General features: G+C 45.3%; 22 protein-coding genes. 9 read left to right on the top strand and 13 right to left on the bottom strand.

What is annotated here, in order from left to right; genetic code table 11:
• Positions 1-58: 58 nt before the first annotated feature.
• Genes AC1XTG_RS22690 through AC1XTG_RS22675 form a run of 4 tightly spaced genes read right to left on the bottom strand, consistent with a single transcriptional unit; the run spans position 59 to position 2708 of the window.
• Positions 59-718, bottom strand: a complete 660-nt coding sequence (locus AC1XTG_RS22690; RefSeq protein ID WP_056286180.1) for a response regulator transcription factor — start codon at positions 716-718, stop codon at positions 59-61.
• A gap of 6 nt (positions 719-724) precedes the next feature.
• On the bottom strand, positions 725-1588 hold the full coding sequence (locus tag AC1XTG_RS22685) for a sensor histidine kinase (protein WP_082489214.1): 864 nt from the start codon (positions 1586-1588) through the stop codon (positions 725-727).
• Positions 1575-2273, bottom strand: a complete 699-nt coding sequence (locus AC1XTG_RS22680) for a hypothetical protein (RefSeq protein WP_484843541.1) — start codon at positions 2271-2273, stop codon at positions 1575-1577. Before AC1XTG_RS22680 ends, AC1XTG_RS22685 begins: the two co-directional genes overlap by 14 nt.
• Before the next feature lie 18 nt (positions 2274-2291).
• The gene (locus tag AC1XTG_RS22675; RefSeq protein ID WP_056286169.1) at positions 2292-2708 is read right to left on the bottom strand and encodes a hypothetical protein; all 417 of its coding nucleotides are present in this window, start codon (positions 2706-2708) and stop codon (positions 2292-2294) included.
• Between the two features lie 147 nt (positions 2709-2855).
• Here AC1XTG_RS22675 and AC1XTG_RS22670 point away from each other — a divergent pair, with 147 nt between their 5' ends.
• From AC1XTG_RS22670 to AC1XTG_RS22655, 4 genes are all read left to right on the top strand, one after another.
• The gene (locus tag AC1XTG_RS22670) at positions 2856-2981 is read left to right on the top strand and encodes a hypothetical protein (RefSeq protein WP_255356505.1); all 126 of its coding nucleotides are present in this window, start codon (positions 2856-2858) and stop codon (positions 2979-2981) included.
• 131 nt (positions 2982-3112) lie between these two features.
• Positions 3113-3388 (top strand): Rdx family protein, encoded by a 276-nt coding sequence (locus AC1XTG_RS22665; RefSeq protein WP_484843540.1) that lies wholly within the window; start codon positions 3113-3115, stop codon positions 3386-3388.
• A 244-nt stretch (positions 3389-3632) separates the two neighbouring features.
• Positions 3633-4055, top strand: coding sequence for an Hsp20/alpha crystallin family protein (locus AC1XTG_RS22660; RefSeq protein WP_056286162.1), 423 nt, complete (start codon positions 3633-3635; stop codon positions 4053-4055).
• A 273-nt stretch (positions 4056-4328) separates the two neighbouring features.
• Positions 4329-4661 (top strand): hypothetical protein, encoded by a 333-nt coding sequence (locus tag AC1XTG_RS22655; protein ID WP_484843539.1) that lies wholly within the window; start codon positions 4329-4331, stop codon positions 4659-4661.
• 45 nt (positions 4662-4706) lie between these two features.
• On the opposite strand, the gene metG is transcribed toward AC1XTG_RS22655, so the two are convergent.
• Entirely contained in the window at positions 4707-6776 is a 2070-nt protein-coding gene (metG, locus tag AC1XTG_RS22650) for a methionine--tRNA ligase (protein ID WP_484843538.1), read from the bottom strand.
• A 176-nt stretch (positions 6777-6952) separates the two neighbouring features.
• Here metG and AC1XTG_RS22645 point away from each other — a divergent pair, with 176 nt between their 5' ends.
• Positions 6953-7951, top strand: a complete 999-nt coding sequence (locus AC1XTG_RS22645) for an NAD-dependent epimerase/dehydratase family protein (protein ID WP_484843537.1) — start codon at positions 6953-6955, stop codon at positions 7949-7951.
• Between the two features lie 78 nt (positions 7952-8029).
• Complete coding sequence (locus AC1XTG_RS22640; protein WP_056286148.1) at positions 8030-9436, top strand: tetratricopeptide repeat protein; 1407 nt, start codon at positions 8030-8032, stop codon at positions 9434-9436.
• Positions 9437-9442: 6 nt separating this feature from the next.
• Here the strand turns inward: AC1XTG_RS22640 and AC1XTG_RS22635 are convergent, their stop codons facing one another.
• Positions 9443-10561, bottom strand: a complete 1119-nt coding sequence (locus AC1XTG_RS22635; protein WP_484843536.1) for a glycosyltransferase family 4 protein — start codon at positions 10559-10561, stop codon at positions 9443-9445.
• Positions 10562-10650: 89 nt separating this feature from the next.
• Here AC1XTG_RS22635 and AC1XTG_RS22630 point away from each other — a divergent pair, with 89 nt between their 5' ends.
• Positions 10651-11940 (top strand): M16 family metallopeptidase, encoded by a 1290-nt coding sequence (locus AC1XTG_RS22630; RefSeq protein ID WP_056286142.1) that lies wholly within the window; start codon positions 10651-10653, stop codon positions 11938-11940.
• A gap of 53 nt (positions 11941-11993) precedes the next feature.
• Here AC1XTG_RS22630 and AC1XTG_RS22625 read toward each other — a convergent pair whose 3' ends face one another.
• Complete coding sequence (locus tag AC1XTG_RS22625; RefSeq protein ID WP_056286141.1) at positions 11994-13250, bottom strand: M16 family metallopeptidase; 1257 nt, start codon at positions 13248-13250, stop codon at positions 11994-11996.
• Between the two features lie 144 nt (positions 13251-13394).
• Between AC1XTG_RS22625 and AC1XTG_RS22620 the strand changes: the two genes are divergently transcribed.
• On the top strand, positions 13395-14510 hold the full coding sequence (locus AC1XTG_RS22620) for a tetratricopeptide repeat protein (protein ID WP_484843535.1): 1116 nt from the start codon (positions 13395-13397) through the stop codon (positions 14508-14510).
• 1 nt (position 14511) lies between these two features.
• Here AC1XTG_RS22620 and AC1XTG_RS22615 read toward each other — a convergent pair whose 3' ends face one another.
• The 5 genes from AC1XTG_RS22615 to AC1XTG_RS22595 all read right to left on the bottom strand — a co-directional run bounded on the left by AC1XTG_RS22615 (position 14512) and on the right by AC1XTG_RS22595 (position 17790).
• Entirely contained in the window at positions 14512-15645 is a 1134-nt protein-coding gene (locus tag AC1XTG_RS22615) for an amidohydrolase family protein (RefSeq protein ID WP_484843621.1), read from the bottom strand.
• Between the two features lie 7 nt (positions 15646-15652).
• The gene (gene ispF / locus AC1XTG_RS22610; RefSeq protein WP_484843534.1) at positions 15653-16171 is read right to left on the bottom strand and encodes a 2-C-methyl-D-erythritol 2,4-cyclodiphosphate synthase; all 519 of its coding nucleotides are present in this window, start codon (positions 16169-16171) and stop codon (positions 15653-15655) included.
• Positions 16172-16213: 42 nt separating this feature from the next.
• Positions 16214-16684, bottom strand: coding sequence for a hypothetical protein (locus AC1XTG_RS22605; RefSeq protein WP_484843533.1), 471 nt, complete (start codon positions 16682-16684; stop codon positions 16214-16216).
• Positions 16685-16868: 184 nt separating this feature from the next.
• Positions 16869-17324, bottom strand: coding sequence for a hypothetical protein (locus AC1XTG_RS22600; RefSeq protein ID WP_484843532.1), 456 nt, complete (start codon positions 17322-17324; stop codon positions 16869-16871).
• A 4-nt stretch (positions 17325-17328) separates the two neighbouring features.
• Positions 17329-17790 carry a sigma-70 RNA polymerase sigma factor region 4 domain-containing protein gene (locus tag AC1XTG_RS22595; protein ID WP_484843531.1) on the bottom strand — a complete coding sequence of 154 codons (462 nt, stop codon included), beginning with the start codon at positions 17788-17790 and terminating at the stop codon, positions 17329-17331.
• Positions 17791-18033: 243 nt separating this feature from the next.
• Between AC1XTG_RS22595 and AC1XTG_RS22590 the strand changes: the two genes are divergently transcribed.
• The gene (locus AC1XTG_RS22590) at positions 18034-18693 is read left to right on the top strand and encodes an HAD family hydrolase (protein ID WP_484843530.1); all 660 of its coding nucleotides are present in this window, start codon (positions 18034-18036) and stop codon (positions 18691-18693) included.
• Between the two features lie 2 nt (positions 18694-18695).
• Here the strand turns inward: AC1XTG_RS22590 and AC1XTG_RS22585 are convergent, their stop codons facing one another.
• Positions 18696-19325 (bottom strand): C40 family peptidase, encoded by a 630-nt coding sequence (locus AC1XTG_RS22585; RefSeq protein WP_056286113.1) that lies wholly within the window; start codon positions 19323-19325, stop codon positions 18696-18698.
• Positions 19326-19483 lie beyond the last annotated feature (158 nt).

The following is a 19483-nucleotide window of genomic DNA, read 5'->3' as shown; positions in this document are numbered from 1 at the left end:
AATATACTAAATCCCTGTAAAGCATCGCAGGATTAACCAGTGATTTCAGGAAGATTGGCTAGGATAGTAGCTGGTTTTTATAAGCAAATGCAACTGCCGCTGCTGTGCTTTTTGTACCTGTTTTTTCGAGGACACGAAGCCGGTGGCCTTCCACTGTCCTGACGCTGATAAACAGCTTGTCGCCAATTTCCTGGGTTGACAATCCGTCGCAGATCAATTGCAGTACCTCTTTTTCCCTGGATGAAAGTGCTACATTGCAGGCGTTGGGGAACAGCGGATGTTTGTTTACCTGCCTGTTGACCATTTTCCGGTGCATTGCTTTCGATACAAAGTCGTTGTAATAAAAGCCTTCCTCGTCAACCCGGCGGATTGCTTTTTCGACTTCATCCGGACTTGTGTCTTTCAGCAGGTAGCCTTGTACCCCTTTTTCAAGCATGTGGATTACAAAACGGTCCTCATTGTACATGGACACCACGATCACCTTGATATTCGGAAATCTTTCGAATGCGGCTTCGGTAGCTTGAATTCCGTCCATGACCGGCATTTGCAGGTCCATGAACACAATGTCGGGTGTATTGGCTGGCAGCCGGTCGAGCAATTCCTGACCGTTTGCTGCTTCAAGTATAAATTCAAAGTCGGGAATGCCGCTCAGCATGGATATAAATCCTTTTCTGAATAATTCGTGATCGTCGGCGATGCCCAGTTTAAGCGTTTTCATATGGGTTTATGCATTCACTTTTTCTCTGCGGAAGGGATGTAGCGGCTCGGGTTTGTTTTCTGAAATCGGCATAACAGGAATGCGTGCGCAGGCACTTGATCCTCCTGTTTCCGGTTTTTCGTAGTGGACAGTACCATTTACAATAGCCAGCCGGCTTTCGATACCTAATAATCCCAGTCCCGCCAGGTTGTTTTCTTTGATCTTTTCCGGGTCAAACCCTACTCCATTGTCAGTAACACGCAGCCCGATCATTTTATCGTCAATATCAAGAGAAATTTCGATACTCGAACAGCTCGCATGCTTAATCGCATTGTTGACGAGCTCCTGCATAATGCGGTACAATGTCAGTTCGAGCTTTTGCCCCTGGCGCGGAAATTCGGCTGTGCTGGACTGGAAGGAAATGACCAGATTATTATCTTCTTCTAATTTATCAATAAACTCCTCGATCGCTTCCAGCAAGCCGAAACGTTCCAGCGTAGTAGGTACGAGGTCGCGGGTAATCCGGCGCACGTGCAGGATCGTTTCTTCCACAAGCGACTGCGACTTTTTCATAATCTGCTCCTGCTTCTCGTCATGCGAATTGCTAACCAGCTTGCTCAGCTGATTGAGACTCAGCTTGGTTAAAGAAAGCATGGTGCCGATATCGTCATGAAGATCCTGGGCAATGCGCCTTCTTTCTGTCTCTTCTGAATTGAGCGCGGTATCGAGCAGGAGCCGATTGTAATTTTTTTCTATTTCGCTGATTTTCTTTTCTTCCTCAAACCTTCGTTTCTGGTAGTACATGACGAATGAGATCACAAAAAATGCCATCATCAGCATTGCAATCAATGCTATTAGTAATGCTAGTTTCAGTTCTTCATTGTTCTGCATGCTGCGGCTTGGGAAACTGTGCTATTCCAATGCTAAAAAGAATGATACTTACGCTTTCAAACATATAAGGCACGTAAGTAAAGAAACCAATTTCCAGCCACTCTTCCCATTTGGAAGAGTAATGAAGTACTGGCGCAATAAAAAGAAAACTAGAATAGTAAATCAATAGTCCTGAACATACCCAAAAAAAAGGATAGATCAGCAGGTTTGGGATTTTTAGTGCGCGTATGGTTTTATAGAAATAAAGTAAAACCCAGAATAACATTAAAAGGCTTTCAACTGTTGTCGAGTACAATACCATCCTGTGATTATGCATATCGCTCAGCCAGGGATTTGTACGTAATGTATCCCACACAGAGAAAGCGGTAAACAATGGAATTGATATCAATACCCATTGCTTAAATCTCCTGGTTTCCAGTTCTTTATAGAACAGCAGACTGGAAAGGAAATACCTGATCGGAACATTGAAGTTGTACAGCATCACCGTATTCTTTTTATGTGAAGCCCAATCAAACATTAGAAAGTCAATCATGAACTTGACGATCAGGTAAATTCCGAGGATTAAAAACGTATTGTCCCGGTAAGCTTTTCGCTGCCAGATCAGCACGATCGGCAACAGTGTCAGAAACACAGGAATACTCGCCAGAGGTTGCCTCTTAAAATAGGAGATATAAATCTCTAGCATTGAGCAGCTGTTAAAGAATTAACATTGACGGGGACAGATCGGCCCGCCAACCATCACTTCTTTTTCTGCTGCCATATCTTTCAAACCGCCCGCATGCATGCTTTTGGTCAGGTCCCGACCGTCGGCGCCTACGGGAACGATTACCAGTCTGGCAGTCGATTTCTTGGCTCCATTGCCTCTTACAAGCAGCTGTTCGTCCAATGCATTATCGTCTTCGTCCCGCACCCCGTAATACACCCTGAACCCCACGCAATTGTCACCGTGCAATCCGATGAGCTCATTGAACGTGTGTATTCCAAAAAACTCCGCTTTCACAAAATTCTCGCCTCTTCCTACTATCTCGCGCTCCCTGCTCAAATGAGGTTTGGTCAGTTCAAGCGCGCGTTCAGCTGAAATAAGTTGTCCTTCTTTACCGGTAAATTTTTTGACATCCATAAGAATAATTACTAGTGAGGATTAAAGATTATTTAACATTCGTAAATGTAGACACCGGACTTATCAAGACCAAGCTGTGCATTTCCTATTGATTTAACGGTAGTGTAACTAAGTGTCTGTTAATCAAATGATTTTCGATTATCGTAAATGAAAACACGTAATATTACCTGGTGGATCGGGGAGGATTACCAAATCTGCATTGTAATGTTACCTGACCTGAAAATCAGGGTATTTCACGCTAAAAAAGCAGCTTCTACTAAGATACATTTGTAAAGCGTTAGGAAATGCTTGTCCGCAAGCTTTTCTCATCAGGATTAAAGGGTTAGGTTAATACATTCGAAAGCCGCGAGGGATTTCCTTCGCGGCTTTTTTAGTTATCTTGAAAACCTCAATCACTGATCAAAATGAAACCTACTGTTTTCATAGAATATTGTCCCAAATGCGGCTGGCTGCTTCGCGCTGCGTGGATGGCGCAGGAGCTGCTTACCACATTTGCAGAGGATTTGCATGCAGTAACGCTAATCCCCTCGGAAGTGGCAGGCCGCTATACCGTGCACCTGGACGAAACCTTGGTGTGGGACCGTAAAAGGGAAGGTCATTTTCCAGAGCCCAAAGAGCTGAAACAGAAGATAAGAGATATCATCGCACCCGATCGCGGATTAGGTCATAACGACCGGTAAAGGGGGTATTTCGGACATATTGTCGCTGTGAGGTAAAGCTGACTGCTATTTTGGCGGGTACAGATTTGTTACTCATTTTTTACATTGAGAAAAGCCAGTTGAAAAATATAGTTAAAGTGTTTTGGAATAACAGGTTATTGAGCTTTATCGGCTGTCTGATCTATAAAATTTATCCGTAACTTAATCTTTGGCACGCAGTTTTTCGTTAATGCTTAAAAACTTGTGAACCTAAAACGCGATAGCTATGGAAAGCAAACCGAAAATACCACAGGAGATGTTGATGAATATCGATTTTATCAATACAATCAATGGTGGAATGAGCGAGCCTGCTATAAAGCTTGACAAGGGATCAGAAGGGTTTGAAGTAGTTGTGAAAATTCCTGGCATCGAGGTTGAAGATCTCCAATTGGAAGTAGTGAAGGGGAAGAGAAATACCAATAACCTAAAACTTTTTCACTTGTTACCCATATTTTCACAGGATAACCTTCCCGAAGAAGAGCAATGGAAGACTGTTCGTTTCATCAACACATTCGTCATTCCGGATGGGGTAGATATTGAACATATCTCAGCAAAATATGATGATACCCTGCGTCACCTTGTCCTCTTTTTACCCTATGGAAATGAGCAGGGCGATTATCATCGCAAAGTAGATATTGAACGGTGGTAAGAAACTGAAATTTGTATTAAATAAAGTCACCTGGCAGTTACACTGCTGGGTTTTTTTATGTCCCGCAGGCTGGAAATGCCTAAATTCAGCTTGTATAATGTTGTAGTATTTATCAGAAAGGCACTTTTTGGAAGATTTGTTATTTTAATTGCATTATGCCTACAATAAACATAAAGATATGATAAAGATGAGTTAAAATCTTATTAAATGGAAGCGGGTTATCTTTATCTTAGCACCGATCTTTTTAATTTACCCTCTACAAAACTCAGCGTTATGAAAAAATCAAACATCTTCGCGTACATTGAGCTTACCAAGCTCATGGAAGAGCTTAAAGCGCCCGCAGACGGAATGCTTAAGCAAAAGTTGAAATCCCAGTCCGCTTATTTCAATATCATTGAACCCAGATATTTCTCTGAGGACCTGATTGGCGAATGGGAGTCAATCCTGAGTGTTATCAGGCAAAAAGGAGCTAAAACTGATGGTGACGGAAAGATAATTTCCAATGCAGTGAGCAACACCATTGATCATTTGAGCGAAAAAGAATGTCAGGCATTGGTTGATAAGATCGCAGCCGTGTATGCTCAGGTGAAGAAGGAATTTCAATAAAAGAATGGCGGAGTAATCTATTAAGTACTTACTCCGCCATTTTCGTTAGTTAACGGTGCCTCCGTTCCAGACATCTTTACCGGGCTGTACAAAAGCCAGGCTACCGTCGCGGTCTTCGGCCATTAATATCATTCCCTGACTTTCCATTCCCATCATCTTACGCGGGGCAAGATTCGCCAGGTAGAGTACCTTTTTACCAATTACTTCTTCCGCTTTGAAGTGTTCTGCGATGCCGCTCAGGACTGTGCGCTTTTCAAGTCCGATATCCACCAGCAGTTTGAGCAGCTTCTTGCTTTTCGGCACATTTTCAGCTTCCAGGATCGTCGCGATGCGGATGTCCATTTTGGCAAAATCATCAAATTGTATCTCTGGCTTTACGGGAGTTACGGTTTTGCTTTCCAGCTCATTCATACGTTTTGCATCGTGCAGTTTTTGCACCTGCTTTTCTATGATATGGTCTTCAATCTTTTCAAAAAGTAACTTAGCTTCCAGCACAGGTTGTCCCGCCGGCAGCAGATCGGCTTTCCCTGCATCCGCCCAGGTGCCTTTCAATCCCAGCTGCTCACTGATCTTGGCAGCAGTAAATGGCAGTACCGGTTCCGAAACGATTGCGAGCGAAGCCGAGATTTGCAATGCAATGTTAAGAATGGTATTGACGCGCTCGGGATCTGTTTTGATCACATGCCACGGCTGAGTATCTGCCAGGTATTTATTTCCGAGCCTGGCGAGGTCCATAATCAATGTAAGTGCCTCCCTGAACCTGTAATTTTCCATTGCCTCCGCAATGCGTGCAGGGAATGCTTCCAGCTCTTTCAGTGTATAAGTGTCAATTTCTTCCAGTGCGCCACGGGCGGGGACTTTTCCTTCACAAAACTTGTGGGTAAGTACCACTGCACGGTTGATGAAATTTCCATAAATACCTACCAGCTCACTATTATTGCGCGTCTGGAAATCTTTCCAGGTAAACTCGCTGTCTTTGGTTTCGGGTGCGTTGGCTGTGAGCACGTACCGCAAAACGTCCTGTTTTCCGGGAAGTTCTTCCAGGTACTCGTGCAGCCACACTGCCCAGTTGCGGGAAGTTGAGATTTTATCGCCTTCGAGGTTCATAAACTCGTTGGCGGGCACATTGTCTGCAAGAATGTAGTTTCCTTCTGCCATTAACATAGCAGGGAAAATAATGCAGTGGAAAACGATATTGTCTTTCCCGATGAAATGCACCAGTTTGGTTTCCCCGTTTTCTGCATTGCCAGGCTGCCACCATTTCTGCCAGCCTTCTTCGGTGCCATTTTGTTGGATAAGCCAATCTTTGGTAGCAGAGATATAGCCGATAGGTGCTTCAAACCAAACATACAGCACTTTTCCGTCCGTGTCGGGCAGCGGTACCTGTATGCCCCAGTCCAGGTCGCGTGTCATGGCTCGGGGTTTAAGTCCGTCTTTCAGCCATGACTGGCATTGGCCGAATACATTGGTTTTCCATTCTTTATGCTCATTGATATAACCTTCGATCTGAGGCTGCATCTTATCCAGGGGCAGGTACCAGTTTTTGGTTGCTTTCAAAACCGGACTTGCGCCAGACAATGTCGAGCGCGGGTCTTTTAATTCCAGCGGGCTCAGGGTAGAGCCGCACCTTTCACATTGGTCACCGTAGGCATTGGGGTTAGCACAAACCGGGCAGGTACCAACAATGTACCGGTCCGCCAGGAACTGCTGAGCTGTCTCATCGAAGTATTGCTCCGTGACTTCTTCTACGAATACCTCTTTATCGTACAGGTCTTTGAATATCTGCTGCGATGTTTCGTGGTGGACTTTCTTGCTGGTGCGTGAATAAATATCAAATGAAACTCCTAGCTCTTTGAAAGCGGAGTCTATCTGATTATAATATTTGTCAACAACCTGCTGAGGTGTAAGTCCCTCTTTTTTGGCCCGGATCGTGATAGGGACCCCATGTTCATCGGTGCCACTGATAAATGCTACATCCTTTCCATTGGAGCGGAGATAGCGAACGTATATATCTGCCGGTATGTAACAACCCGCCAAATGCCCGATGTGTATCGGTCCATTTGCATAGATAAGCGCTGCGGTTACGGTATATCTGGCTGGATTTGAAATTTGCATTAGGTAAATATTGAAGTATACTGATAAGTGGGTAACCAAAGGCCGGTGCCCCTTTTTGATCTGCTAAATTAGCCAAAAAAGCTTGCAGTAGAGAGTAGTGGGATGCTCCCCCGGAAGGAATTTTTTTGTCCTTAACATTTCAATCCCGAACTTCGGTCGACATTAAATGACCAATCATGAAAGTTCTTATAACCGGTGCGACGGGTTTGGTTGGCAGTGCTGTTGCCCGTAAGTTTCTTCAAGACAAGCATCAGGTAACTGCATTGGTCAGGCCGGGTACCGACAAAAGCCTGCTTGCTGACCAAATTGAGCAGATCACCTGGGCAGAAGGCGATATCCTTGATCTGAGCTCACTCGAAAAAGCCATTGCAGATGCTGATTTTGTTGTTCATACCGCCGCAGTAGTATCCTTTGTCCCTGCCGACCGCAAGATGATGTATAAGGTTAATGTGGAAGGTACCGCCAACGTAGTCAACGTATGTTTGAAATACCCTGTAAAAAAACTCTGTTACGTCAGCAGCATAGCGGCAATAGGCAGGCCGGACCCAAGGAAAGCAGGGGCGGGAGAGGAAGTGGTACTTGACGAGAATCACCGCTGGGAAAATTCTCCTGAGAATTCTGAATATGCCAAATCCAAATACCTGGGTGAGCTCGAAGTGTGGCGGGGGATTGCCGAAGGTCTGAATGCAGTGATCGTTAATCCGACGCTGATCCTGGGCGGCGGAGACTGGAACAAGAGCAGTACGCAGATATTCAGGTACATATATCAGCAAAAACCATTTTATACAGATGGACTCGCTAATTACGTCGACGTTGAAGATGTAGCAGAGGTAATTGTCAGACTGATACATTCCGACATAGCAGGTGAAAGGTTTTTGCTCAATGCGGGAAGCATTTCTTACAAAAATCTGTTCTTTATGATTGCCGACGCAATGCACAAAAAACGACCTTCATTCCGGGTGGGTACCGGGCTGGCAGGGGTGATCTGGAGGGTTGAGGCAGTGCGTACCTGGCTGCTTGGAACGAAGCCGCTAATTACCAAGGAAACAGCGCGTTCGGCAGCAAGAAAGGTGACTTACAGGAACGATAAGATTAAAAATGCACTCCATTTTGACTTCCAACCGATCGAAAAAACGGTGCAGCGGGTGAGCAAAACTTTGCTCGGGAAGATTTGAAATGCGGGGAATTATTTTATATCTTTCTTTCATTATCATAGTGGTGCGTAAGCCCAAAATTCTAATCTAGCGGTCCGTATGATGGAGAAAAATTTCGGGGAAAGAAAGGATTACATGAAGGAGACATTGCTCAGGTTTGAAAGAATGCTGAAAACCAGCGAGCCGGTTTTTTTTGATTTGGATACGTACGAGAAGGTTACCGTACATTATATAGAAAAAGGAGATTGGGATAAAGCGTTTAAAGCTTGTGAGTTGGGATTGTCGGATTACCCTTATTCCCTCGATTTGCTATTGAATATGGTTCAGCTCCATGCCAACAGAGGCGAGCATGAACTGGCTCAGGAAATTCTGGAGAGAGCTTCCCTTTTTCATCCGGGCGATATTGAAATATCATTTATGCAGGTGGCCATTTCCAATATGATGGGCGAGTATGAAGAAGCCCTCGAACTCCTGGAGAACCTGCTGCACAGAGTAGAAGACAAAGACGAAATATACTTTCAGATCGGGCAGACTTACCAGAACTGGGGTAAATACGAGGATGCGATTAAGTTTTACAAAAGGTCGCTCAGAAATAACCTGAATAACGAGAGCGCATTGTATGAGCTGGCACATTGCCTCGATCTGGTAGGGCAGCTTGAAAGTCACCTTGACTACTATAACGAGCTGGTTGATCGGGATCCGTTTTCACATCATGCCTGGTACAATCTCGGGATCGCATTCAGTAAGCTGGAACGCTATGAAGATGCAGTGAATGCATACGAATACGCGACGCTTGTCAAGGACGATTTTGCTTCCGCTTTTTTCCAGTTGGGTAACTCTTACATGAACCTGGAAAGGTATGAAGACGCCAAAGCGCAATATCTACGCGCCATTGAACTGGAAGGCGAGCAGCCGGAAACCTGCTGCTGTCTGGGTACCTGCTACGAAAAGCTTGGCGAGTACGAAACAGCGATCAGATACTACCGGCAGACCGTTAAGCTGGACAGCCAGTGGGATGACGGCTGGTATGGGCTGGGTATTTGTTTCAGTGAGTTAGGCAGATGGTACGAAGCGGTGGGTTTTCTGCGCAAAGCGATCCAGATTACAGAGCTGAATCCTGATTACTGGCTTGCACTTGCTGAAACGGAGTTCAAGGTAGGTAATGTGATTTCTGCATTTGAAGCGTTTGAGAAAGCGGCAGAAATAGAGCCTTCCAATCCCGATATCTGGCTCAAATGGTCGCATGTGCTTTTTGAGCAAGGTAACTATGCACGTGCTTGCGACCTGCTGCAGGCAGCAATCGACGAAATGCCCGAAGAAGCAGATTTGTATTACAGAATGGCAGTATACCAGATACACGCCGGACAATACCGCGAAGCTTTGGTGAATTTGGAAACCGCATTAACCCTGGATTATGAGGGTCACGTACAACTTTTCGAATTCTTTCCTGATCTTGAAAAACAAAAAGCGCTATTCCGGATTATCGAGCAGTACCGGGAGAAATAAGACCTTTTACAAAATTCCAGCATAAAGCATGGTCAGCTGTGCCGCAATCTGTTTTGCATCAAACTGCGCGACATGCAGCTTTCCGGCTTGAATGAGGTCAGACCTTAAAGATTGGTCAGTCAGTAAACGATTCAGTTGCTGGCTGACCTCTTCTGTTTTCAGGGGATCAGCATACAAACCACCTTTGCCACCTGCTTCTTCCAGACAGGAGCCTTTCGCCGATAAAACCGGAATGCCACTATGCAATGCTTCCAGAATCGGGATACCAAAACCTTCGTACACCGAAATGTAGGCGAATACAGTAGCTTGCTGGTAAAAGGCAGGTAAATGGTCCGAAGGAATGTTATGCAAGACTTTTACACGATTTTGAAGCTTGCTGCGGGCGATACTTTCATTAATTTTGGCCAGATACGGAGTTGCTTTTCCGATTAGTACCAACTCAAAATTCTTTGCATTCGATTGTGCAAATGCCTCTACCAGTCGGTGCTGGTTCTTTCGCTCCTCCAGAGTTCCTACGCACAGCACATAGGGTTTGTTCAGCTGATATTTTTGCAGGATCTCCGCATTTAATCTGTCATCGGAAGGTTGTCTGAAAATGGAACTGCTATCCTGGTAAATGACCTTGATCTTGCCTGGATCTACCTGGTACAAGTCGACCAGATCGCGTTTTGTCTGCTCACTTACAGCAACAACCTCATCAGCCCGCGCACAGGCAGAGCGGAATTTATGCCGGTATATCAGCCTGTCAACAGGTTTAAAAAGATGTGGTAACCGCTCGAAAATCAGGTCATGTATTGTTACTACCGACCGGATGTCCCGCGCTGACAAACCCTGAGGAATTTCATTGCTTAACCCATGAAAAAGTTCCACCCTTTCCTCACTCAATTGCTTTGAAATGCGTGAATAACGCCAGTAGGAGGATAGTTTCTGATCAATCCACGTATCAGGAAAACGGATTGATCCTGAGGGGAATGCGGGGAAAAGATCCTGCGTGTTCCTGGGAGTATAAGCCAGGTATTCATTTGTTTTTTCGTAGCGCAAAAGGGCTTCCAGGATGAACCTGCTGTAATTGCCGAGGCCTGTTTTGTTTGCGAAAGCGCGCTTGGCGTCAAATCCGATATGCATAAGTGGGGATGCAAGGGTTTCCGGGCAAAAGTCTGTAATTTTGTTTATACCGCCGAAAATTATTGGCGGCTATTTTGTGTTAATCAGGAATGAAGAGAAATAACGTTCGTAAGCGGGGCAACCCGGAATCATCCTCCCTTTCACTTACCGAAGAATACCAGATACATACGCTTGCCAACGGAATCAGGATAGCGCATAAGCAGGTTCCGCATACGCAAATCGCGCACTGCGGGATCATGCTGGATATAGGTAGCCGCGACGAATTGCCTTTTCAGCAAGGTTTAGCGCATTTTTGGGAACATATGGCTTTCAAAGGAACCGAAAAGCGTAGTTCTTATCATATCATCAACCGGCTCGAAAATGTGGGCGGTGAGCTCAATGCTTATACAACCAAAGAGAAGATCTGTTTTCATGCATCTGTTCTCGATGATCATTTCGAGAAGGCAATGGATCTGCTTACAGATATAACCTTCCATTCCGTATTCCCCGACAAGCAGATTGAGCGTGAACGGAATGTGATCCTGGAAGAAATGTCCATGTATGTTGACTCGCCAGAAGACGCGATTCAGGACGATTTCGATCAGCTCGTTTTCCCCGAGCATGCTTTGGGAAATAATATACTGGGTACTGCGGAGACGGTCAATTCTTTTGGGCGGGAGCATCTCCACAAATTTATCAATGATAATATAGACACCGAGCGCATTGTGGTGTCGTCGGTGAGCAGACTGCCTTTTTCAAAAATTGTAAAGGTCGCTGAGAAATACCTGGGTGACGTGCCGCATCGGAAAACAACCCGCGTACGTACCCCGCCGGCCGCTTATGTGCCGGTTCAGCAGCAGAAAGAACGTGCTATTTCGCAGGCGCAATGTGCAATGGGGCAACCCGCTTATGCGTTGCTGGACGATAAAAGATTGCCATTCTTTATGCTGGTAAACCTGTTGGGCGGCCCGGGAATGAACTCCCGGTTCAATCTTTCACTGCGTGAAAAGTATGGTTTTGTGTATTCAATCGAAGGGAATTACACACCCTACCTCGATACCGGATTCATGGGGATTTTCTTTGGCACCGAGAAGAAGCAGCTTAACAAAAGCATTTCATTGATTCACAAGGAACTGAAACGCATTCGCGAGGTGCCGCTTTCTGTATTACAGCTGCATCAGACTAAAGTTCAGTTAATGGGTCAGCTGGCGATGTCGGAAGAGAGTAATATGAGCTTTATGCTGATGATGGCGAAAAGTTTGCTGGATACCGGGCGGGTGGATTCACTGCCGGAGATATTCGCAGAAATCGGGCAAATCACTTCTCAGCAATTGCAGGATATAGCGCAGGAAATGTTTAATGAGCAGAATTTCAGCTACCTGACTTTTTTGCCTGAATAACTGTTTAGATGAATGAGAAAAGAGCCGCTGCACAATGGAGCGGCTCTTTTGGTTTATATCAAAACCGGCTCTTTTGCTTCGACCCTGTAATATAAAGTAGAAGCATTGGCAGGATTCAGGATGTTCTTGGCGGCTGTATGAATGTCGGCCGGCGTGAGGTTCCGTATAATTTCCGCATCTGCATTCGCCCAATCCACATTGCCTGCATTAGCGGCAAAGGCCAGGTTCATTGCCCGGTTTAGCAGTTCCACCTCAGAAAACGCGATAGAGGCTTCGGACTGGTTTTTCACTTTCGTCACCTCTTCTTCCGTTGCCCCATTCTCAATAATTTCATGTAAAACCTCGTTGACCGCATTGTCAGCATCTTCCAGTGTTACACCGGGATTAAGGTTCCCTTTGATCATCAAAAGACCTGGATCCAGGGAGGAGGTTACACTCGCATTGATACTATTGAAAAGCGATCTTTCCTTCAAAAGCTTTTGGTACAATCTCGAAGACTTACCACGACCCAAAACGTCACTCAGCAGGTCGGCAGCGTAAAATCCGTCTTCATATCTGCCCGGCATGTGAAACACCTTGATCAGCGAATTGAGAGGGACAGCAGCTGACGTTTCCAGAAAACGTGCCTCTGTCTGTACAGGTTCTTTTGGGATATTCCGCACGTAGGGCGTGCCGGCGGGAATATTGCCGAACCACTTTTCAGCCAGTTGCTGCACCTTCTCGAAGGTAACAGCGCCGGCTACAACCATGATCGCATTGTTGGGTCTGTAAAAGCGAAAGAAGAAGTCTTTCACATCGTCCATTGTTGCCCGCTCAATGTGCTCGATATCTTTTCCGATCGTAGCCCAGCGGTAAGGATGTGCCTGGTAGGCAAGCGGCCTCAATTTAAGCCACATATCCCCGTAAGGCTGGTTCAGGTACCTTTGTTTGAATTCCTCAATCACTACTTTGCGCTGTACTTCAAGCACATTGGGGTCGAAAGAAAGGCTCAGCATTCTGTCGGATTCCAGCCAGAATGCCGTTTCCACATTCTCGGCGGGGAGTGTAATGTAATAATTGGTAATGTCGGGCGAAGTAAATGCATTGTTCTCGCCGCCCACATTCTGCACCGGGATATCGTAGTTGGGAATGTGCTGGGAGCCGCCAAACATCAAATGCTCAAATAAATGTGCAAATCCTGTCCGCTCTTCGTCCTCATCACGTGAACCTACATTGTATAGGATGTTAACAGCCGCCATCGGCGTCGAGAAATCCTCATGTACAAATACTTTCAGGCCGTTGTCCAGCGTAAACTGCTTATAGCGAATCATAATAGTCGATCTGACGAAATTTTTTTGCAGGTACAGGCGGCTAATTTAGACTGCCACAGAAACCCATCACCTGTAATTAGGGTTATAAACAAAGCTAACGTTCAGCTGGGATACCACCAAACCATTTGAGTTAATAGTCTTACCATGCAAAACATATTACGCATACTGTTTTTGTTCCTTTGTAGTTCCATTTCTTTCGATACACAAGCACAATTACTCAACGATCCCGCAACTTTGAAAAATGTTCAGAATAGTCTGGACAAAATTTATAATTATGAGTTTGACGAGGCGGAAACTTTCATCAGCCTGGTAGAAAAGAAGTACCCCGATCATCCCGTCTCCCACATTCTCGATTCCTTTATCCTGTTCTGGAAATACCTTCCCATTAAAGATAACCCCGCGAAATCAAAAGAATACGTCCGCAAGCTGGACCTGTGCCTGCAAGCAATTAACAAGAAGTACGGGAAAAACAGCCTTGATCCGGAAGCTGTCTTTTACACGATGGTTGCCAGGGGTTACCTGGCAATGATGTACAACTACCGTGGTGAAATGATGAATGCAGCAGGGGAGGGGAAAAAGGCTTATAACGCATTTGTAGAAGGGCTCAAACTGATCAGCAAAAACCCTGAGTTCTACTTTACGTCAGGGATGTACAATTACTATGTGGAGGTATATCCGGAGGAGCACCCGATCGTAAAACCTGTTCTGATTTTCTTCAAAAGCGGGGATAAGGCGCTGGGGTTAAAGCAAATGGATCTGGGTACTAAAATGGGTACGATCACCAAAGCTGAGTCTTGCTTTTACATTTCCCACGTGTACCTGAAATATGAATCAAAGCCGGAAAAAGCGGTGAGTTACATGGAAAAGCTGGTGAGCCTTTATCCCAAAAACCCTTTGTTTTTAATGAAGAATATCGAGGCACAGCTGCTTTCCGGGCGATACGATGTTGCCCGGAAAGAGCTTGCTGACTTTAAAAAATATAACTCAGGATTTTACCCGCTCGCCTTCCATTCATTCCAGGGATTACTCGATGAAAAAGCCGAGCGGAATGATGCGGCGGCTCAAAGGGAATACTTACTCGCGCTGAAAGCGCCGCATGACGCCCAATACACCAAAGAGTACCATGCATTTGCTTATGCGGGGTTGGCCAGGATCGCAGCGCGCGCAGGCAACAAGTCGAAAGCAAAGGATTATTATAAAAAGTGCCTCGAAAAAGCCGAGTATCGCTCCGTGATCAAGGAAGCAAAAGCTTTCAAATGATTTATTTCGGGAAAAGACTTTTATCCAGACCCGGAATAATTTTCAATGCGTTTTTATAGTAAAGCTTTTTCAAAACTTCATCAGAAAGCCCCATTCCGTACATTCGCCAGAATGCGTGATACTTTTTGTGATAGGGGAAATATTCGTCTTCGGTTTCAAGTACCCTGAAATAAGTCGCATATTCCGACGGTACCCAGCTGTCTTTTCCAAATAACACCCGGTCCTGGTACTTTTCAAAAAACTTTTTCGCAGTGCGGGGCTGTCTGCCCAATTCCGCAATAACAGCGCCTATTTCAACATACATATTTGGAAACACGACCATCAGGCTGTCCAGCTTTTTCAGGTTGTTGGGATACCAGCCCATGTGCGCGTTGATAAAGGTCGTTTTCGGGTTTTTTCTGAAAATATGGTGTTGTTCCGCAATTAATGAGTCAAATGGAACAGGATCATTCGGGCCGCGTCTTCTTCCGGGGTGTGTTTTAAGTTCGAGCCAGCGTTCATTGTAGCGGTCCATCGGATCCCAAAAAGAAGGGACATCGGCTGTGTGGATCAGAACAGGGATACCCAGCTCACCGCATTTCTGCCAAACAGGCTGCAATCTTGGATCACTTACTGCTACCCTATTCCCCTTGTCATCTTTAATGCCGCTAAAACCCAGGCTTTTGTAAATCTTCAATCCCTTGGCGCCCATTTTTACATCTTCTTCGAGCTGCTTTACTGCTTTCGCACTCCAGTCTGCTTCACCGAAACCTTTGAACTGCAGGTTTGTGAAAACAGCAATGCGTTTAGGTTCGTTTTTAGTGATATTTTGCAGAGCGCCTTTGAGTGTGGCTGTTCCTTCGCTCCATTCCTGTGACCATCCGCGTCCACTCAGATTGACCATAATACCCATGTTCAGACTGTCCATTTGCTTTACCAGTGCTTTCAGATCCTGAGTCGGCATTTGATATTGGTGATTATGAACATCAATAAACGGGAATTTCGCCCTTTTCAAGGGATGCTCTTCCACTTTCAAGGTTGAAATGGGATCGTACTCTTCAAAGCCAAGTGGCTGGGTTACTTGTGAAGGTTCCTGTGCTTTACAGCTGAAAATGAACGCAATGAGGGAAAGCAGAGTAAGGGAAAGGTTTTTCATCATTAAGTTACAGGGATGGAGTCAGATTTAGGTTTGAGAATGTGTTTTTTGAATAGATCAATGCCACGCAATGCGCGGCGATACCTTCTTCCCGTCCCACAAAGCCGATATGCTCGGAAGTAGTTGCTTTGATGGAGATATCTTCCTCCGGAATTGAAATTACCTCTTGCAGGCAAGCTTTCATGGCTGGAATATGCGGGTTCAATTTTGGATTTTGCAAGACAACGGTCACGTCTATATTCCCCACTTCAAAACCTTTCTCTCTGATCATTTCCACGACCTTGGAAAGCAGTATCTTGCTGTCAACCCCTTTCCATTGCGGATCCTTATCTGAAAAATGGTAACCGATATTGCGCATATTAGCTGCTCCCAGCAGGGCGTCGCATATCACGTGACAAATGATATCTGCATCAGAATGCCCTTTTGCGCCATGAGAATGCGGGATCTGAATACCACCCAGCCAAAACGGCCGGCCTTCTTCCAATTGGTGAACATCGTAGCCTTGACCTACGCGAAATGGAAACATATATTTTAGTGAAAATGGAAAATAGTATTTGGTATTCGTAAACTATCGAAGCTTCAAAATATCAATATCTTGTTCAATCCCTTCAAACCTTGCGTCAAAACGGTCAAACCTGTTCATCATTGCTTCCATAAAATGAGCCAAAGTATCTTTGGTCACCATGGTATCTTTGATAACTTCTATATCGGTTGAATTCTTTCTTATAACCTTGATGATATCAAGCAGTGCTTCCTGAAAGCCACCTTGCCGATCACTAAGCTCCATCTGGTTTTCGATCAGTTTGCCCATTGAACCTTCCATTCTGTCCAGTTTCGATGATGTGTGTTTATACCCATCTTCGAGCTGCTCCTGTCCGTTTTCGAGCCTCTCCTGGCCATTTTCAAGCCTTGACTGCCCGATTTCAAGTCGTGCTTGTCCATTTTCAAGCCTAACCTGGCCGTCTTCAAGCCTGTCCAGCCTGAGTAACATGTCCGCGATTAATTCTTCCAGATTACTGATCCTGTCTCTGTCTTTCATGATAATGTGCTTTAAACAAATATAATAATTCTTTACTATCCTATACGGGAAAGAGAGGTCTTGGTAACGGAGGCTAGCTCTAAATTTTTCAAAAAAACACGGATACAGTTGGTGTTTCAAAAATAAGGGCGCACAAAAAAGCCGGAGTACAGGCTCCGGCTCTAATCGAAATACAATATTCTTTCTACCTGGTTTGTTCAACCTGCAATTTCAACCTTTGCAGCTCCTCTTCCTGACTTACTGTTTTGAAGTAGTAGTAAAGCCCGGCGATCAGGAAGATTTTTGAGAGTATGAATACTGCAATGAATGCGGGCCGCCAGAATTTATGGACTTTAATGTGCGTGTCATTTACTTCAACGTCCAGGTACTGCCGGTCTGGTTTCTCGGCATTCGAAAATTCCTGACGCGCTTTTTTGTTACGCGTACTCCTCAGCCTGACAACTTCACGAACTGCCTCCGGTGGTGCTACGGATTCTTTTTCGAAATATTGATTGATACCAGCTTCCAGCTCAACGACATATTCTTCCAGCATTTGGTCGGATTCAACCATTTGCCTGACCTGCGTTTGCTCCTCCTGGTTTGTGAGTCCGAGAAGATGTGCTTCCAGTATTCCGCTTTCTATAAATTCCTGTGTTTTCAATGCGCTAAGCGTTGCCGTTTGTTTTGAAAAAATCGTGGAAGCTGCGAAGCACTTCCGATTTCGTGATGTTTAATTTAACTGCCACTTCATCGGGCGTAAGTCCGCGGCGAAATGCCAGGTCGAATATAACCTGCGGCGTCGGTGTGCCTGAAAAAGGGGCATTGTCTTCTTCGAGTGCCGTCAGCGACGTCAATTTCTTCTTTGCTTCCACTGCCTTTGCGCGTGCCAGCTTGATAATGCAGGCTGCGTAGGAAAACGGATAGCTGTTGCAGGATTGAAGCAGGGGAGATGCAAATACACTTACCAGTACTTCCTGCGCCAAATGCGGTTGTGGAATGATTTGTAAGACAATGCCGTAAGCCATCGCACCAAACTGATCGTAAACTTCGAGCGAACTCAGGTTCCTTTCAGGCTTTAAAACAGGTTGCGGCCCCGCTGCATTGCTTATCCTTTCTAATTCATTCATACTCTACAATTAATTAAACGAAAAGTATTCAATCCTGACTGTAAAAAAAGCCGTGCTGGAAAGAAATAAGAAGGCGCCTTTTACTTGTAATAAGATAACAAGTTAAGGTAAATGTAATAGAATAACATCAATATCTCCAATTTTAAGTCAAAAGTTCTGGCTGGTATTTACGGCTCACGGATGCTTACCTCAGATTGGCTGATCAGCTTGGTTGATAGGCTTTTCGTTGTATACCTTTGTAGTATGACAGATCAAATTGCGGTTATTTTCGATATGGATGGTGTAATATGTCACACCAATCCGTACCATTCCAAAGCTTTTCGTGAATTTTTTTCAAAGCGCAATCTCAGTCCTACCGATGCAGACTTTGCTGCGCATATGTATGGTAAGAGTAACAGCTACATTCTCAGCCATTTTCTTGAAAGGGTAGTGGAAGGGGAAGAGCTTTTGCAGCTTGAAGATGAAAAGGAAAGTTTGTTCCGGAAAATTTACGAGCCTTTTGTAGAGCCGATCAGCGGCTTCGTTTCATTTATTGAAGATTTGAAAAACAATCAGGTCAAACTGGGCGTCGCTACTTCTGCACCGCGGGCTAACCTGGATTTGATTCTGGGCAAAGTACAGGTTATGGATTACCTGGGCTCTGTACTGGCAAGCGAGAATGTGACAAAGCATAAACCTGATCCCGAAGTATACCTGGCTTCTGCCAAAAACCTGGGTGTGCGCCCGGAGCAATGCGTTGTTTTCGAGGATTCGTTCTCGGGGGTTTCTGCGGCGATCAACGCAGGAATGCGCGTTGTCGGGGTTTTAAGCTCACATACTATCGAAGAGCTGCCACCCTGCAATCTGTATATTTCAGATTACCACGAAATGTATTTTGCAAAAGTGAAGGCGCTATTTACCTGATATCAGAATGGCCGCATTGCTTTTACGAAACGGCCTTTGAAGTAATTGGAAAACAGATTGTCTTCTCTCACGCCGCGAGAAGTGGATGCGTGAATGAAAATGATTTCCTGCGGACTTCTCACGTCGGTTACAATGCCGGCGTGGGATACGTAGCCTTCTTTTCCGGCTTCCGGTACAAAAAACAGCCAGTCGCCCGCTTTCAGATCTTTCAATTGACTTACCTCTTGCCCGAATTCCGACTGCTGCCAGGAAATGCGGGGTACTTTCATCCCAATCTCAGAATACACCGAACAGATCAGGCCTGAACAGTCTATCCCGCTCTTGTCATTTCCTCCCGAACGGTAAGGTGTACCTGTGTAAGTTCTGGCTACCTGTACCACCTGAGGGATTTCGGCGGCCGATAAGCTGCCCGGAGTGGAATATGCCGGTTTTGCAGCAGGTCGAGCAGCGGTTCTTGGCGCTGGCTTTCTTGCTGGTGCTTTTGGTGCGGGTTTACGTGAGGTTAAAGTTCTTCTCCCGCTCGTTTTAGCATAGCCCGGTTTCTCAGGTGTTTTGCGGAGGGTATCACAGGAGGTCAGGAGGTTGAGGAATAAAAAGGAAAAGAGAATGGACAGCGTAATTTGCTTCTTCATGCGTAAGCTTTGAATGGAAACAATGTTTAACCAAAAATAGCAAGAAAATATTCTTTTGAGCAGCCAAAGCCGCACTTGCCGGCGGGGAACATCTATATGTAACAACTGTTTCCCAAGCGAAAAATTGTGGCAAATGTTATGTCACTGGCTGCTTTGTA

The organism is Dyadobacter sp. HNCC25DJ183 (genome assembly GCF_056895175.1).
This window is presented reverse-complemented; position numbering and strand designations above follow the sequence as displayed.